This is a genomic window from Georgenia sp. Z1491 (genome assembly GCF_049856175.1).
In the GTDB taxonomy this organism is placed as follows: domain Bacteria; phylum Actinomycetota; class Actinomycetes; order Actinomycetales; family Actinomycetaceae; genus JB111.
Window position 1 is genome coordinate 1 of record NZ_JBNDNA010000020.1, and the last position, 16,585, is coordinate 16,585.

Sequence of the window (16,585 nt, forward strand, 5' to 3'; positions counted from 1 at the left end):
GTCGTGCTGGTGGGCCCGGGCCAGGGCGGTGATGCGCCGATGTTCCCGGTGCTCATGGGCCACCTGCGCGTCGCTCGCTGCGAGTCGGGCCGGCCCAGGACCCGACCAGAGCGGGTCCGCGGGGACAAGGCCTACTCCTCCCGAGCGATCCGTCACCACCTACGCCGGCGCGGGATCGGCGCTGTCATCCCTGAACCGTCCGACCAGCAAGGACACCGCAAACGCCGTGGCCGCAAGGGCGGGCGGCCCGTCACCTACGACATCGAGGACTACAAGGGCCGCAACGTCGTCGAACGCGCCTTCAACGAGGACAAGCAATGGCGTGGCCTGGCCACCCGCTACGACAAGCTCGCCCTGACCTACCGCGGCGGCGCCGTCCTGCGGGCCATCACCCTCTGGCTCAAACGGTTAGGAGACACGCCCTAGCCCTTCATTCTGCTTCGGGCTGCTCTGTCTGTATGACTCCAGATTACACGTGTGTGACTCCCGTATCTAGTGGTGAGTGGGAGTCAATGCACAACATCTTGTGGATAAGAGTCGAATGGCCTTTCTTGAACCTGCGCTCGAGGGCTACGGTCTAAGGATGGGGACGACACGACGCAAGGCAGCCACCACGCGGCTCGAGCCCGGTGAGCACAGCATCGATCGCAACACCCCGACCAGGCGCACCCTGAAGGGGCGCGAGGTCATGGTGCTTGACTGGAGCGTCCGCCTGCACGACGGACGCCTGCTGCCAGACCGTCGCACGCAGGGCGCAACGGCGGCTGAGGTCCGTCGCAAGGCAAAGAGGCGCGCCGACGAGCTGCTGGCCACCGGTGGGCACGCCGTGTGGAAGGGCTCCGACAAGATCGAGCGCTACCTCGACGAGGTCACTGCCCCACTGATCGAGGACGCCGGACGCCCGGCGACGGTGCTCCAGTACCGCCGGGTCCTGAAGATGGTGCGCTCCCGTCTGGCCGGCCATTCCATCGTCTCCGCGTGGCACTACGACGTCCTGACCAGAGCCCTGCACGCTATCGCCTCCGAGCACGGTGCCGAGAGCGCCCGGCAGGCCAGGTCGGTGCTGGGCAAGTACGTCGGTCAACCCATGCAGCGACACCGGCTGGTCGACAAGAACCCCCTCGAGGGAGCGCGGCTGGATCTGAAGAAGAACGCACGCCCGGTTACCAAGCCGAAGGTTGGCGGTCGCGCACTGAACGCCGCCGAGCAGGAACGGGTGATCACCTGGTTGCTGTTCGCCGATCCAGCCCAGGGCGTCGAGCCGCCCAAGCGGGGGCGGTGGACGCTGGCAGATCGGGTCTCGAAGCGTCGGGGCACCATCGATCTGACGATCCTTCAGGCCGGCACCGGGCTGCGGATCAGCGAGGCCCTGCAGATCACCTGCGACCTGCTCTACGTCGGCGACGACGGGGTGCTGAGGGTTAACGTCACCAAGGAGATCGCCAAGACCGGAGTTGCCCGCCAGACCCCGGTGGCCGACCCGCGCATCGAGGCGCACTTGCTGGCGCGACTCAACCGAGCCAGGTCGCCCAAGGAGTTCGTCGTCGGGTCACCTGCGGACCCGATGAAGCGCTGGAGCAGCAGCGGCAACGGTGGTGCTGGCGGGCAGGTGGCCATTCTCTACCGTCGACTGGCCGAGGAGCTCGACATCCCACTGATGGAGCACGCGCGCACGCACTTGTGGCGCACCACCCTCTCGAGCCGGTACGCCGAGGCCGGGGTCGACCGCGAGGACTACTCGGCGGCGCTGGGCCACGACGAGCAGACCAACGAGGCCTCGTACACCGATCGAACCGACACCAGCGCCCTGGTGCAGGCGTATCGCCGCATCCACGCCAGTTGAACATCTACGGGCAAGACTACGGGCTAGATCAGTAATCTACGGTCAAGGCGAGTCACTTCGAGTAAGGAAGCGTGGCCCGAAAACCGTTGATGTGTCGGGCAAAGATGAGGTGTCGGCTCATCGAGGGGAATATTGGTCTCCTAACCCGGAGGTCGCAGGTTCGAATCCTGTCCCCGCTACCACGCGCAAGGCGCCACGAAGGCCCGGACCACATGGTCCGGGCCTTCGTCGTGCGTCAGGTGCCTGCCGGTCGGGTGCGCGCCACCTGCGGCACAGCCGGGACGCCATGCCCGGGCACGCAGCCTCGGCGTCGGCGTCCCCACCGAGTGGTGAGCGGCGAGCGGCGGCAGCGGCCGACGAGCCGCCGGCCGGCTCACACGTAGAAGCCCTCGCGCAGGTTGATGCCGTGCTCCACCCACGCCTTGAGCGCGTTGAGCATGCTCGTCCAGCCCTCGCAGTTGTCGAAAGCGGCGCGGGCGCCGGCCTCCGTGGGCAGCCAGGACTCCTCGGTGATGGTGGCGAGCGTGCGGGAGCCGCCGTCGATCGGCTCGAGCGCGAAGGTCGTCCGCGTGGCTCCGGAGGTGGTGGTGCCCTCGTCGGCCCCCCACTGGATGACGATGCGGTGCGGCGCCTCGCTCTCGAGCACGGTCACCGGGAACCGCCCGGGGAAGTCGGCGAAGTCCCACGTGACGTCGGCTCCGGCGTCGAGCCGGCCGCGTGCGCCGCCGGTGGTGAAGTATCGAGAGAGCTGGTCGGGATCGGCGATGGCCTCGTAGACCTCGGCGCACGGTCGTGCGACACGTCCGGAGACGGTGAACGACAGGTGCTCGGGCGGGTTCTCCATTGACATGTGATAGTTTTACAACATGTTGGCTCGGCGTGACAAGGGGTTGCCCGACATCCGCGACGACATCCGCGACGACATCCGCGACGACGTCGGTGGCGACGTCGGTGAGGGCACCGGTCACGACGCGGGGGACGCGGCCGACGACCTGGTGTTCAAGGCGCTCGCCTCGCCCGCCCGACGGCGCATGCTGGACGCCCTCAAGGAGGCCCCCCGTACCACCGGCGAGCTGTGCGCGGCCGTGTCCTTCCTCGACCGCACCACGGTGCTGCAGCATCTACGGGTGCTCGAGAGGGCAGGGCTCGTCACGGGACGCAGGGTCGGCCGGGAACGTCACCTCGCCCTCGCGCCGATGCCCATCCGGCGCATCCACGACCGGTGGATCAGCTCCTACATGCGTGCCGCGGTCGACCTGCTCGACGAGCTCGGTGCCGAGTGATCGGGCCAGGCTGCGTGGAGCCTGGACGTGGTTCGTTGCTACAGGCGCCGCCCGCGGAGCAGGCGCGTCACGATCCCGCCGATGCCGCGACCGCCGGCGCGTGGACCACCTGCCCTCGGCGCCGCCGGGCCGGCGCCGGGTCCGGGGCGGGTCGTGCGGCGAAGGAGTCGAGCTATGCGGCCGAGAATCATCGTTCGCTCCGATCAATGGTCGGTGGGGCCCGTGCACCTTAAGCCTGAGGTCCCGTGTTCGGCGCGGTGAACCTGTGCGGGCTGCCTCGGCCACCTGCGCGTTGCCCGCCGTGCGACGAGCCTGGTGCGGCACCTCCGAGGCCGGCCTCGTCGTCGTCGGTCCGTGCCGGCAGCATCTCGGAGATGGTTACCGGAACCACGCCCGGCGCATGAGGCGGGACGTGAACCGGCCGAGGAAGCGGTTACCGATCCGCCGTCCGATCCGGCCGCGCTTCACGGCGTTCACGTCACGGACGGTGCGGTTCGTGAGGTGCAGGAACCGGGACAGCTTGTTGAGGCTCATCGTGTGCTCCGTTCGGGGTGCGCTCTCGCGACCGTATCCGGCATGAGGGACATGGGGAGCGGATGAGTCCGAGATGTCGGGACCTGGGGGTGAGCGGGTGCGCCAGGTCGTCGGCGAGCCGCACGTCGATCTCCGTGACGACCACGCGGCTCACGTGCGCCAGCACGGCGGCGTACACCTGACCCCGCCCATGACCCAGCCGCCCTCGCCGGCGAGGCGGAGCGCCTCGGCGAGATCCGACGTCGCGGCCCTCGAGCGTGGTCAGCAGGATTGGTCGCTATTGACCATCCAGGGGACCTGGACCCCTACCTGCAGCCAGCTACTCCGGGCGCATCCCGCAGCAGGAGCTGACGACTTACCAGCGGGCTGACCGTGATGTCCTGGCTAAGGACCGCCACATACTTCAACTACGCTGTCAGGTGTCGAGAATGTGCATCCGGATGCGGGTGATGTCCTCGACCTTCGTCTCGCGACGGGGGATCTCGTCCAGTACCCGGCTGCCGGCGCGGTCCACGAGGAGTACTCGGTGGGAGTCGATGAGCAGCCCGGGCACCACGAGATCACGGACGTATCCCCTGAGCTGTGCGAACTGCTTCGTGCTTGTCCAGTCGCCGTCCGTGGGGGCTGGGGCCGCGATCTTGACCTCCACCACGGCGAGCGGCTGCTCGTCTCGCAGCACTGCGTAGTCGACCTGCTTGCGGCCGACCCTGAACTGACGAACCAGGTCGAGACCAGTCCCCTCGAGCACCTGCCGGAGCAGCGGCTCGACAACGTACCGTTCGACCGTCGCCTCGAGCCCGAGCGCTCCCGAAGCGATCGTGCGCCACCTGTCCAGGTCGAAGACGCTGGGATCGGGCAGTTCGGGATCGCCGGACGGAGGCCTGATGATCCTCTCGAGCTCAGCTTGGTCCGCAGTCCTCGCGGCACGGAACTGCAGCCGTTCGATGACCTCAGGACGGAGGTACTTGCCGGACTGTCCCTGCATGACGAGGGCGGAGTCCGACGCGCGGCGGAGGTCGGACAGGGGGATCGGCTCGATCTCGACGGGTGCCGTGAGATACGTCCAGTGCTGCGCCCTGCCGGCAGGAGAGTCACCTTCGACCTCCAGGTCGGTCGAGAAGAATGACTCGCTCGCCGTGCGCGCGACGAACCGGACCTCCTTGTACGGAGTGGTGAGGTAGATGAGCGCGAGGTCTCCGGGCTGAGCACGCTGGTTCGAGGTCCACATGAGTTCAGCACCTGCCCGTCGATAGCTGGCGAGACTCCGGGTGTCGAGAAGTGCGTCCGACGCGCCGAGCAGCAGCCAGGCGTTCATGGGCTCGGTCTCGACCGGCGCCAGCGGATCGATGGCCGACCGTCCGCGTGGAGCCCGGCGGACCCGGTTCCCGGTCCGTACGAGACCGTGCTGGTCGTGGGAGTCGGCCAGGCTTCGACGAAGGCGCTTCCTCATGGTGACGATTATTCCTGAGGGGTCTGACATCTGATTGCTGCCAGCACGAGCGAGGCCGTGACGTGGCGAGCGGATGCCTTCAGAGGGATCCACTCGAGCGGTCAGGACTCCACCCGCGCCGAAAGTGGCACGATCACGCCGCCGGGATCTGCTTCCGGAACGCGTTCGCCTGCTCGTAGGACTCCAGGCCGGCATCGGAACCGAGCCCGGTGGCCACGAGCGACCCGCACGCCATGCCCAGGCGAGCGGCCTCAGCGACGGGCTCCCCGTCGAGCAGCCCCCGGATGAATCCGGCGGCGAAGGCGTCCCCGCATCCGGTGGTGTCGACGACGTCGACGGTCGTCGTCGGGTAGCGCACGTCGATGCTGTCCTTGGTGCTGATCGAGACGCCCTCGGCGCCGAGGGTGATGATCGCTGTGCCCACGCCGCGGTCGAGGAACCAGCGGGCGGCGTCGGCGTATGTGTCGGCGCCGGTCAGCAGCAGGGAGTCGTCGTCCGACGGCAGGATGTAGTCGATCAGCGGCAGGATCGGGTCGAGGGCTGCATGGTCGGACTCGCCGCCGTCGGTCGGCAGGAGGTCCACGGTGACGGTGATCCCGCGGTCCTTCACGCGGCGGAGGAACTCGACCGACGCGTCGCCGTCGATCCCGGGCATGAGCCCGACGCCGCCGAGGTGGACGTGCTCGATCCCCTCGAGGATCTCCTCGCCGAGGTCGTCTGGGGTGATGTGACCGTTGGCGCCCACCACGTGCAGGGCCGGGCGCGAGCCGTCGCGACGGATGTTGAGCATCGAGGCGGACGTCGGGGCGTCGCCCGAGGCGCGCAGGCCGCTCACATCGACACCCTCGTGGGTCATCTGATCGCGGACGAACTGGCCGAGGGCGTCCTCGCCGACGACCCCGGTGGTCGCGATCGGTACCCCGAGGCGGGCGAGGTTGACAGCAGGGGCGGCGGCGGTGCCGGCCACCGTCAGCTTGATCTCGTCGAGCAGCGTGAGGCCCTGCCCGTCGGGGATCGCCTCGACGTAGCGGCCGAGGACGTCGGCGATGTGCAGGCCGATGGTGCGGACTCGAGCGGTGCTCATGGTGACTCCTGGGCATCGTTGGACGGAGAATCCGCGCTCTGTGGCGCGGATTCTCGAGTGTACGAGCAGGTCAGCGGTGTGTGGCCGCGCCCACGCTTCGGCTCGTGCCCAGCAGCGTGTCCCGCGCCAGGGCGCCGGCGGCCGCACCGACGGGCCGGTCGCCGAGGAGGCTGCGATGCTCCTGCGGACGGCCCCCGAGGACCATGTTGCGCAGGACCGTCGATGCGGGCAGCCAGCGCACGTCGTAACCGTCCGTCGCGGTGCCGTCGTCGTGGACCCAGCCGAGGTCGCCGAGGAGGGACCCCACGACGTCGTAGGCGGGGGGTCGGTCGGGCGTGGCCGCGGCGTGTGCGAGCAGCAGGAGCGTGGCCGTCGCGTCGAACCCGGTCCCGGCAGGGACCAGACGCGTCGCGAGGTGCTCCCACAGGAGGCGCGGGTCGTTCTGTGCCGCGCGGCCTGCATTCGTCAGGTGCAGCTCTCCATTGACGGTGCGCAGGAGGCCGTGGGTGCGCAGGGTCCGGCGCAGCTCGAGCAGCGGGATCGCGTGGGACTCGCGGTTGTTCGCACCGATCCACTCCCACAGTGTCGGGACCAGAGGGGCCACCGCCATGACGTCGCCCGGCCGCAGGTAACCGGCCGACGTCAGCCGGATCGGCTCGTCGGCCGCGCGGTCGAGGAACCAGCGATGGGGGGTCAGGGCGTCGGCGAGCTGAGCGTCGGTGAGTGCGCTCGGTGACTCCAGCGCGTCGGCGACGGCGCCGGCCAGCCCGCGGGTCGGCGGGAACGACTCCGTCGCCACCAGCAGGTCGACCAGGCGCGGGTCCGCCCGGAGGCCCGTGAGCCGGAGCGGCGGGGAGGCGAACGACGCGTCGACGGCCGCGACGTCCAGGTGATCCGGGTCGTCGAGGACCAGCGCGAGCGCCGCGCGGTCCACGGCCCCACCGGAGTCTTCGGGCGGCGCAGCCCGTTCGCCGTCGACGAACCGGGCGACCGGCGACCCGGGCTCGACGTCGAGGACCGCCGACAGCACGACGGTTACCTCCCACGAGTCGCCGTAGTCGTAGACGTAGCGCAGCACGTCGGCCGGCTCCTGCAGCGTCTCGTCGAGCCGGACGTCGGCCGCCGGGCTCCCGTCGTCGTCGGGCTCCTTCTCCTCGAGGTCGAACGGGCACAGGAACAGCTGGCTGTCGAGGTCGAACGGGTAGCCGCCGAGGGAGAACCGGTGGAGATGACGGTCCTCCCAGCCGAACGCCGCCTGGATCACGCGGTGCGCCGCATCGAGGGTGAGGTCGGACCGGACGTCGACCAGGCGCCAGATCGGTGGGTCGGACTGGTCGAGGTGCAGCAAGAGCCGGAAGGTGCGGGCCTCCTGCCGGGGTGGGCGGCGATGCTCGGGGCGCCCGGTGGCAGGTGCGTCGGGGCGGGGCCGACGGCGGACGGCCTGAAGCCTCGACCGGTCGCCGGCGCGGAGCTGGTCGAGGAGGGTGCTCGGACGGAGGGCATCTGCCATCGCACGAAACTATGCACCAGGGGCGCGCTCTGCCTACCGCCGGTGCAGCTCGCGGAACCGGTATCGCGCGCCCGACGACGACACGTGCCAGCCCTCGGCCGGCTCACGGCGCACCTCGGTCCACTCACCGGGGTCCAGGGTCGGCGCTCGCACGAGCGTCGGGTCGTCGCCGAGCCGCACGTCGATCTCCGTGACGACCAGGCGGCTCACGTGTGGCAGCGCGGCGGCGTACACCTGGCCCCCGCCCATGACCCAGCCGTCCTCCCCGGCGAGGCGGAGCGCCTCGGCGAGGTCCGACGTCGTCGTCGCGCCGGGGAAGCGCGCCGGGTCACCCGAGGTGAGGACGACGTTGAGCCGGCCCGGCAGCGGGCGGAACCGCTCCGGGAGTGAGTCCCACGTGCGCCGGCCCATGACGACCGCGTGCCCGCGCGTGGTGGCGCGGAAGTGGGCGAGATCCTCGGGCACGTGCCAGGGCATCGAGGTGCCGTCGCCGATGACGCCGTCGAGGGACTGGGCCCAGATCGCGCCGAGCCCCGGGGCGGACCGCCCGTCGCCTGTCGCGGCGTGCTCGCCGAGAGACATGCTCAGACGGCGACCGGCGCCTTGATGGCCGGGTGGTGCTCGTAGCCCTCGACCGTGACGTCGCCGATCTCGTGCTCGAAGATCGACCCGCGCGGGGCGAGCCGCAGGGTGGGGAAGGGGTGGGGTTCCCGCGTCAGCTGCTCGGTGACCTGCTCGACGTGGTTGTCGTAGACGTGGCAGTCGCCGCCGGTCCAGATGAAGTCGCCGACCTCGAGGCCGACCTGCGCGGCGACCATGTGGGTGAGCAGCGCGTAGGAGGCGATGTTGAACGGGACGCCGAGGAAGAGGTCGGCGCTGCGCTGGTAGAGCTGGCAGGACAGCTTCCCGTCGGCCACGTAGAACTGGAACATCACGTGGCACGGCATCAGCGCCATCTTGTCGAGCTCGGCCACGTTCCAGGCCGAGACCACCATCCGGCGCGAGTCGGGGTTCGTGCGTAGCTGCTCGAGCACGGCGGAGATCTGGTCGACGTGGCTGCCGTCGGGTGTGGGCCAGGAGCGCCACTGCACGCCGTAGACGGGACCGAGGTCGCCGTCCTCGCCGGCCCACTCGTTCCAGATGCGGATGCCGTTGTCCTGCAGCCACCGCACGTTGGAGTCGCCCGCGAGGAACCAGAGCAGCTCGCCGACGATCGACCTCAGGTGCACCTTCTTGGTCGTGATGAGCGGGAACCCCCGGGACAGGTCGAAGCGCAGCTGGTGTCCGAAGATCGAGCGCGTCCCCGTGCCCGTGCGGTCCGACTTGCGCGTGCCGGTCTCCATGACCAGGCGGAGCAGGTCCTCGTAGGCGGTGCTGACGGTCGAGGGGGCTGTGGTGGTCACCAGTGCATCGTAGGCGCCCGACGACGCCGGCCCACGGTGGCGTGCGCGACCGCGTCGTGCCTGCCGGGGCGCGTGCCCTGGCCGGGCCTCGCGGGGAGGTCCACGCACGACGACGGCCGGAGGCGTGTGCATCCGGCCGTCGTCGTGGAGCCGGGCCGTCCCCGGGGTCCGGGTCGGGCCCAGGTGTGGGCGTCAGGCCCGGGCGTGGGTCAGGCCCGTGAGTGGGCGTCAGGCCCGGGCGGCGGCCGCCTCGGACGACGTGGCGTCGATCGGGGTGGCACCGGCGCCGTGCGTGACGGTGATCTTGCGGGCCCGGTTCTCCTCGGCGACGGGGATCGTCAGCGAGAGCACGCCGTCGGTGTAGGTGGCCTCGATGCGGTCGAGGGCCACGCCGTAGCCGAGCGTGAGCTGGCGGGCGAACGTGCCCGACGGGCGCTCGTGGGTCAGCCACTCGGCGTCCTCGGGGGCACCCGCGGTGCGCTCGGCGCGGACGGTGAGGGTGCGGTCCTCGACGTCGACGTCGATCGATGCCGGGTCCACGCCGGGCAGGTCGATCGTGGCGACGTAGGAGTCGCCCGTGCGGTACAGGTCCAGCGGCATCCCGGGCGAGCTGGGCGACTGGCGCATCGGGTTGAGCATGCGCTCGAGCTCGCGGAACGGGTCTGCGGTGCGGTAGGTGGCCATGAGTGGTGTCCCTCCTTGGTCGGGGCCGGGTGGGTCGCCCGGCGTCATGACTCCATTGTTGCCGCCCTGAGCGGTCCAGGTCAGTAAAGTTGAGCCATGTTCGCTCAAGGCTGACGGCCTGGCTGTGGCACCGTTCGTCGAGGGCGCGGATCGTCGTCGAGGACGCGGTGTGTTTCCCAGGGCGCGGATCGTCGTCGAGGACGCGGTGTGTTTCCCAGGGCGCGGATCGTCGTCGAGGACGCGGTGTGTTTCCCAGGGCGCGGATCGTCGTCGAGGACGCGGTGTGTTTCCCAGGGCGCGGTTGGTCGCCGAGCGCGCGGTCGACCTGCTGAGGGCGCGGTGTGCGGCCGAGCGCGCGGTTGACCTACCGAGTGGAGGTCCGGCGGCCGTCCACTCGGTGCGTCGATCGCGCCCTCAGTGGCAGACCGCGCTCTCGGCGAGGAGTAGGCGGAGCAGGCGGCGCGGCTCGGCGCGGCTCGGCCGGGCCCGGTGGGGGTGCTGTCGGCCGGCGTTACTCCTGATCGGCGAACAGCTCCGGCGGCGGTCCGAACGCGGTGCGGGTGCCTTCGACGACGTCGCGCCCGAGCGCGCGGGCGCCCCGGTAGCCCAGCACCATGCCGACGCCGAACGGGGCGAGGCGGCCGAGGGCGAGCCGGAGGCCACGATTCGCGCCGGCCCGGGCGAGCTGCGCCGTGAGCGCGCGGTTGAGGGACCGCACGCTGCCGGACGAGAGCTGGCCGAGTGCCGTGCGCGCCCAGCCGAGCCCGCTGAGCCCGAGCTCACCGGACACGACCCGGGCCCCCTCCTCGCCGAGCAGGGCGGAGAGCAGCAGGGAGCGGCGCTTCTCCAGGTCGTCGACGTGGACACCGTGCACCTCGGCGACGGCGAGCACGTAGCGCGCCGAGGCGTCGACGAACGCGGCCATCTGGGCGCTCGTCATTCCCACGGCGACGGCCGTGCCGAGGACGGGGAACGCGGCCGTCGCGCCGACCGCACCGCCCAGGCGCGAGACCGACCGGACGTAGTCGCGCTCGAGATGACGCAGCAGCCGCTCGGGACTCGGCCGCCACATGCGCTCGCGCGTCTTGCGCACCTTGGTCCGGGCGCGGCGCCCCTCGACCCGGATCGCGGCGTCGACCATGCGCCGGAAGCGTCCCGGCGTGACGACGTCGTCGTCCGGGGTCTCGACGTCCGCGCTCACGTCGTCGGCGTTCTCGACGTCCGCGCTCACGTCGTCGGGGATCTCGTCGTCGGCGTTCTCGACGTCCGCGCTCACGTCGTCGGGGATCTCGTCGTCGGCGTTCTCGACGTCCGCGCTCACGGCGCCGGGGCCCCTGCTGCGCTGTCGGTCACCGTCAGGGTCGTGCGGGCGCCGGCGCGCAGCGTGCGACCGACGGTGCACTGCCGCTCGATCGCCTTGTCGATCCGCTCGAGGAGCCGGTCGCGCGCACCTTCCTCGAGCCCGCCCACCCCGAGCGCGAGGTCGACGTGCAGGTCGGTGTACCGGTTCTCCGCCGAGTCCTTCTCGCGGCGGACGCGCGTGACGACCTCCGCGTCGTCGCCGAGAGCGTGGGCGATCCGGTGGTCGGCGGACAGCGCCTCGCACGCCGCGAGGGCGATCTGCAGCAGCTCGCCGGGCGTGAAGGCCCCGGGCGCGCCGTCGCCGCCGATCCGCACGCTCGCGCCCCGGGCGTTCGTGCCGGTCGCCGTGCGCACCCCGGTGCGCGTGACCGTGAGGTCCGGGTCGTCGTCGGGCTGTGCCGTGGCGGGGAGGGGATCGGTCATGACGACGATCGTGGCACGCGTGGGCCCGCCGTGCGCGGCCGGGGCTCGGCGCGCTGTGCTTCGTGGGCCCGCCGTGCGCGGCCGGGGCTCGGCGCGCGGCACGTACGCGTGCTCTAGGTTGGTGACGTGAACGTAAGCCGCGCCAGTGCCGCAGACATCTCCACCCCCAAGGCCGTCATCATCGTGCTGTACGGCGCGTCCGGGGACCTGGCCCACCGCATGGTGATTCCCGCGATCGCCGAGATCCGCACGCGTGGACTCATGCCGGAGAGCTGGGCGATGGTCGCCTCGGCGCGCGAACCGCTGACCGACGACGAGTTCCGGGGCCGGGTGCGGGAGAGCCTCGCGGAGAGCAGCGGCGGACTGCCGGAGGACGCCGAAGAGATCCTCACGCACATGTACTACGCCTCGGGCCGCTTCGGCCCGCGGGACGAGTCCGAGCTGCCGGAGATGCTCGACCGCCTCTACCGCGACATGTGGTCCACGGCGGGCCAGGAGCCTCTCGTCATCCACTTCCTCGCGGTCCCGCCCAGCGGGTTCCGTTCGGTCACGGAGGGCCTGAAGGTCCACGACCTCGTCACCGAGTCCACCAGGGTGGTCTTCGAGAAGCCCTACGGGACCGACCTGAAGAGCTTCGAGCAGCTCGACCGGGACGTCAAGGAGGTCCTGGCGGAGGAGCAGATCTTCCGGATCGACCACTTCCTCGGCAAGGAGGGCGTCCAGACGATCTACGTCCTGCGATTCGCCAACCACCTGTTCGGGTCGGAGTGGTCCCGGCACTCGGTCTCGCAGGTGCAGATCGACGTCCCGGAGGACCTCGACGTCGCGGACCGCACGGACTTCTACGAGCAGACCGGCGCCGCGCTCGACATGCTCGTCACCCACCTGTTCCAGGTCCTCGGCCAGGTCGCGATGGACCCGCCGTTCGACATCCGCAACCCGGAGCAGATCCTCGCCGAGCGGGAGCGGGCCCTGCGCGCGCTGCGGCTCGACCCGGCGGAGGTCGTCCTCGGGCAGTTCGAGGGCTACCGCGACCTCGAGGGGGTGCCCGACGACTCCACGCAGGACACGTTCGTCGCGGCCCGCGTCTGGGTGGACACCGACCGGTGGCGAGGGGTCCCGTTCCTCCTGCGCACCGGCAAGCGGATGGCCCTCAAGGCCCAGCGCATGACCCTCGTGCTGCGCCGCCCGGACGGCCCGCTGTTCGACGAGGACCTCGAGCCCAACACGATCGAGGTCAACTTCGCCGGCGCCGGCGCGGTCTCGCTCAACATCGCGGTGAAGAAGCCCGGACCGGAGTTCACCTTCTCCTCCGGCCGCGCCCGTCTAGACCTCAACGACGTCCCGCTGAGCGAGGCGCTGAGCCCCTACGCGTCGCTGATCCACGACGTGCTCACCGGCGACCGCTCCCTGTTCACCACCGCGGACGGCCTGCGCGCCGCGTTCGAGGCCTTCGCCCCGCTGCAGGGCGACGAGCGCCCCGATCCGCAGCCCTACGCGCCCGGCTCGTGGGGTCCCGCCGCCGCAGCAGAGCTCGCCTTCCCCCACCGGTGGATGCTCGGACAATGACAGAGGCAGCCCCGGTCGACGACGCGGTCGAGCTCGCCCGCACCTGGGCCGAGGCGAGCGCCGAGGGGGAGCGTCCCGAGGAGCGGGCCGCCACACGTCGCCTGGCCGACCTGCTCGCCGACCCGGGAGGGCTCGACCTCGCGGTGCGCTTCGTCGACCGGGTCGCCCGGCCCGAGGACGTCACCGTGGCCGCGCGCGAGCTCGCCCGCATCGGCTCCGGGGCGGACGCCGCCTTCCTGTCGGGGTTGGACCGGACGCTCCTGCGTGCCGGGGCCCTCGTCGGCCGGCTCGCGCCCGGCGTCGTCGTCCCGCTCGCCCGGCGGCGCCTGCGCCAGATGGTCGGCCATCTCGTCGTCGACGACACCGACCAGGCGCTGACCGAGCGCCTGGCTCGCGCGGCGGGCGACGGGGAGCGCCTCAACCTCAACCTGCTCGGTGAGGCGGTCCTCGGCGAGGAGGAGGCGTCGGACCGCGCGCGGCGCACCCTCGAGCTCGTCTCGCGCCCGGACGTCGAGCACGTCTCGGTCAAGGTCTCCACGCTCGTCCCGCAGATCTCCACCTGGGACACCGAGGGCACGGTCCAGCGCGTCGGCGAGCGGCTGCGCCCCGTCTACCGCGCCGCGCTGGCCCGGGACCCGCACGTGTTCGTCAACCTCGACATGGAGGAGTACCGGGACCTCGACGTCACCGTGGAGGCGTTCACCGCGATCCTCGCCGAGGAGGAGTTCACCGGCCTGTCCGCCGGGATCGTCCTGCAGTCCTACCTGCCCGACTCCTCGCCCGCGCTCGACCGGCTCCTCGCCTTTGCCCGCGGCCGCCGCGACGCCGGGGGCGCGCCGGTCGGCATCCGCCTGGTCAAGGGCGCGAACCTGTCGATGGAGCGCGTCCAGGCCGAGGTGCGCGGCTGGCCCCAGGCGCCGTTCACCACCAAGGCCGAGACCGACGCCGCCTACCTGCGCCTGCTCGAGCGCGCCCTGCGCCCGGAGAACGTCGGTGCCGTGCGGATCGGCGTGGCCTCGCACAACCTCTTCCACGTCGCCCACGCCCACCTGCTCGCCGGGGAGCGGGGCGTCACCGGGATGATCGACGTCGAGATGCTCCAGGGCATGGCGCCGGCGCAGGCCCGCGCCGTCGCCGCGGACGCCGGACGGATCGTCCTGTACACGCCGGTCGTCGCGCCGAAGGACATGGACTCCGCCATCGCCTACCTCGTGCGCCGCCTCGAGGAGTCCGCCGCCCCGGAGAACTTCGTCCACGCGTTCGCCACCGGCGACCCCGGCGCGCTCGACGGCCAGGAGGACGACTACCGGGCCGCCGCCCTGGCGGCGGCCGCGCCCGCACCGCCACCGCGCCGCACCGGTACCCCCGTCCGCTCCGCGCAGCGGTTCGTCCAGGCCGTCGACACCGACCCGGCGCTCGCCGCCTCGCGGGTGTGGGCGGCCGAGCACGTCGCCGCCCCCCGGCGCGAGCCCACCTCCCCGGTCCCGTCGACCACCGGGGCGATCGACGACGCCGTCGCCCGCGGCCTCGACGCGCGCGCCTCGTGGGCGGCGCTCGAGCCGGGGGAGCGGGCCGCCGTGCTGCGCGGCGCGGCCGACGCGCTGGAGGCCAGGCGTGGGGAGCTCGTCGGGCAGGCGGCCGCCGAGGCGGGCAAGGTGATCGACGAGTCCGACCCGGAGATCTCCGAGGCGGTCGACTTCGTCCGCTACTACGCCGACCGTGCCGAGGACCTCGGGCTGTTCGCCGACCACCTCGACACCGACGGCGCCCGGTTCGTGCCCGACCGGCTCGTCGTCGTCACGCCGCCGTGGAACTTCCCCGTGGCCATCCCCACCGGAGGAATGACCGCCGCGCTCGCCGCGGGGTCGGCCGTCATCGTCAAGCCCGCGCCCCAGACCCCGGTCCTCGCCGAGATCGTCGTCGAGACGCTGCGCACCGCGCTCGCCGACGCCGGCCTGGACCCCGACGTCCTGCAGGTGCTGCGGGCGCGGGAGAACGAGGTGGGCCGGCGGCTCGTCACCCACGAGGACGTCGACCGGGTGATCCTCACCGGCGGTACCGACACCGCGCGGCTGTTCGCCGGCTGGCGGACCGACCGCGCGGGCGGGCACGGCGTGCTCGCGGAGACCTCTGGGAAGAACGCCATGGTGGTCACGGCCTCCGCCGACTACGACCTCGCCGTCGCCGACCTCGTGCGCTCGGCGTTCGGCCACACCGGCCAGAAGTGCTCGGCAGCCTCCGTCGCGGTGCTCGTCGGACAGGCCGGGACCAGCGAACGGTTCCGGCGCCAGCTCGTCGATGCCGTGGGGTCGCTGCGGGTCGGCACTCCGGACGACCTGGGCGTGACGACCGGGCCCCTCACAGAGCCCGCCGCCGGACGCCTCCTGCACGCGCTCACCGAGCTCGACGAGGGCCAGACCTGGCTCGTGCGACCACGGCGCCTCGACGGCGAGGGGCGGCTCTGGTCACCCGGCGTCCTCGACGGCGTCCAGCCGGGCTCCCGCGCGCACCTCACCGAGTTCTTCGGCCCCGTCCTCGCGCTCGTGCGCACCGAGACGCTCGACGAGGCGATCGAGGTCGTCAACGCCACCGACTTCGGCCTCACCTCCGGACTGCACTCCCTCGACGGCGAGGAGATCGAGCGGTGGGCGGAGGGGATCGATGCCGGGAACCTCTACGTCAACCGGCACAGCACGGGCGCGATCGTGCGCCGGCAGCCCTTCGGCGGCTGGAAGGACTCCAACGTGGGCCCGGGCGCGAAGGCCGGCGGACCCAACTACGTCACCCAGCTCGGCAGCTGGGTCGAGGACGGCCTGCCCTCGCGCCTGGCTGAGCCCGAGCCCCGCGTGCGCGCGGCGCTCGCCGACCTCACCGGCATCGTCCCCGTCCAGCCCGAGCGCCGGTGGCTGCGCGCCGCCGTCGGCTCGGACGCGCACGCCTGGGCGAACGACCTCGGCCTCGCTCACGACCCGACCGGGCTGGCGGCCGAGTCCAACGTCCTGCGCTACCGTCCGCTGCCCGTGCTCCAGGTGCGGGCCGGGCCGGACGCGCGGACGGTCGACCTCGTGCGCCTCCTGCTGGCCGGCGAGCTGACGGGGACGCTCGTGCGGGTCTCGCTGCACCCGGACCTGTCCGCCCGGCTCAAGGGCTGGGCCACCGAGGGCGAGCCCGCCCGACGGGCGCTGCGCCGGCTCACCGAGCACGTCTCCGCCGTCGAGACGGCGCAGGACCTCGCCGCGCGACTGGCCGGCGGGCGCGGGCGCGTGCGCGTGCTGGGCTCGGAGCGGGCCGAGCTCGGGGACCTGCTCGCCGACGTCCGGTACCACGTGTCCGTGGCACCCGTGCTGGCGACCGGGCGTCGCGAGCTGCTCGGGATGCTGCGCGAGCAGGCGGTCTCGACCACCCGCCACCGCCTCGGCCACCTGCCCGCCGAGGCGTAG

Annotated in this window: 15 protein-coding genes; 5 read left to right on the top strand and 10 right to left on the bottom strand. The window is 71.9% G+C overall.

Going from position 1 to position 16,585, the window contains the following annotated elements:
• On the top strand, positions 1-426 hold a 426-nt coding region (locus ACPYO4_RS14930; protein ID WP_425710046.1), incomplete at its 5' end, for a transposase.
• A gap of 157 nt (positions 427-583) precedes the next feature.
• Positions 584-1,843, top strand: coding sequence for a tyrosine-type recombinase/integrase (locus ACPYO4_RS14935; protein WP_425710047.1), 1,260 nt, complete (start codon positions 584-586; stop codon positions 1,841-1,843).
• A gap of 373 nt (positions 1,844-2,216) precedes the next feature.
• On the opposite strand, the gene ACPYO4_RS14940 is transcribed toward ACPYO4_RS14935, so the two are convergent.
• Positions 2,217-2,693, bottom strand: coding sequence for an SRPBCC domain-containing protein (locus ACPYO4_RS14940; RefSeq protein WP_425710048.1), 477 nt, complete (start codon positions 2,691-2,693; stop codon positions 2,217-2,219).
• 16 nt (positions 2,694-2,709) lie between these two features.
• Here ACPYO4_RS14940 and ACPYO4_RS14945 point away from each other — a divergent pair, with 16 nt between their 5' ends.
• Positions 2,710-3,126, top strand: coding sequence for an ArsR/SmtB family transcription factor (locus tag ACPYO4_RS14945; protein ID WP_425710049.1), 417 nt, complete (start codon positions 2,710-2,712; stop codon positions 3,124-3,126).
• 378 nt (positions 3,127-3,504) lie between these two features.
• Here the strand turns inward: ACPYO4_RS14945 and ACPYO4_RS14950 are convergent, their stop codons facing one another.
• From ACPYO4_RS14950 to ACPYO4_RS14990, 9 genes are all read right to left on the bottom strand, one after another.
• Entirely contained in the window at positions 3,505-3,660 is a 156-nt protein-coding gene (locus ACPYO4_RS14950) for a hypothetical protein (protein ID WP_425710050.1), read from the bottom strand.
• 415 nt (positions 3,661-4,075) lie between these two features.
• Positions 4,076-5,110 (bottom strand): hypothetical protein, encoded by a 1,035-nt coding sequence (locus tag ACPYO4_RS14955; RefSeq protein ID WP_425710051.1) that lies wholly within the window; start codon positions 5,108-5,110, stop codon positions 4,076-4,078.
• Between the two features lie 133 nt (positions 5,111-5,243).
• Complete coding sequence (locus ACPYO4_RS14960) at positions 5,244-6,194, bottom strand: carbohydrate kinase family protein (protein ID WP_425710052.1); 951 nt, start codon at positions 6,192-6,194, stop codon at positions 5,244-5,246.
• 70 nt (positions 6,195-6,264) lie between these two features.
• The gene (locus ACPYO4_RS14965) at positions 6,265-7,704 is read right to left on the bottom strand and encodes a plasmid pRiA4b ORF-3 family protein (RefSeq protein ID WP_425710053.1); all 1,440 of its coding nucleotides are present in this window, start codon (positions 7,702-7,704) and stop codon (positions 6,265-6,267) included.
• Positions 7,705-7,737: 33 nt separating this feature from the next.
• Positions 7,738-8,286 (bottom strand): dihydrofolate reductase, encoded by a 549-nt coding sequence (locus tag ACPYO4_RS14970; protein ID WP_425710054.1) that lies wholly within the window; start codon positions 8,284-8,286, stop codon positions 7,738-7,740.
• 2 nt (positions 8,287-8,288) lie between these two features.
• Positions 8,289-9,047: a thymidylate synthase gene (locus ACPYO4_RS14975; protein WP_425710078.1), complete on the bottom strand. Its 759-nt coding sequence runs from the start codon at positions 9,045-9,047 to the stop codon at positions 8,289-8,291.
• 288 nt (positions 9,048-9,335) lie between these two features.
• Positions 9,336-9,791, bottom strand: coding sequence for an Hsp20/alpha crystallin family protein (locus ACPYO4_RS14980; RefSeq protein WP_425710055.1), 456 nt, complete (start codon positions 9,789-9,791; stop codon positions 9,336-9,338).
• Between the two features lie 511 nt (positions 9,792-10,302).
• Positions 10,303-11,112: a hypothetical protein gene (locus tag ACPYO4_RS14985; protein ID WP_425710056.1), complete on the bottom strand. Its 810-nt coding sequence runs from the start codon at positions 11,110-11,112 to the stop codon at positions 10,303-10,305.
• The gene (locus ACPYO4_RS14990) at positions 11,109-11,576 is read right to left on the bottom strand and encodes an OsmC family protein (protein WP_425710057.1); all 468 of its coding nucleotides are present in this window, start codon (positions 11,574-11,576) and stop codon (positions 11,109-11,111) included. Before ACPYO4_RS14990 ends, ACPYO4_RS14985 begins: the two co-directional genes overlap by 4 nt.
• 126 nt (positions 11,577-11,702) lie before the next feature.
• On the opposite strand from ACPYO4_RS14990, the gene ACPYO4_RS14995 reads away from it, so the two are divergent.
• Together ACPYO4_RS14995 and ACPYO4_RS15000 are read left to right on the top strand one after the other, a co-directional pair.
• Positions 11,703-13,145 (top strand): glucose-6-phosphate dehydrogenase, encoded by a 1,443-nt coding sequence (locus tag ACPYO4_RS14995; RefSeq protein WP_425710058.1) that lies wholly within the window; start codon positions 11,703-11,705, stop codon positions 13,143-13,145.
• The gene (locus ACPYO4_RS15000; protein WP_425710059.1) at positions 13,142-16,585 is read left to right on the top strand and encodes a proline dehydrogenase family protein; all 3,444 of its coding nucleotides are present in this window, start codon (positions 13,142-13,144) and stop codon (positions 16,583-16,585) included. Before ACPYO4_RS14995 ends, ACPYO4_RS15000 begins: the two co-directional genes overlap by 4 nt.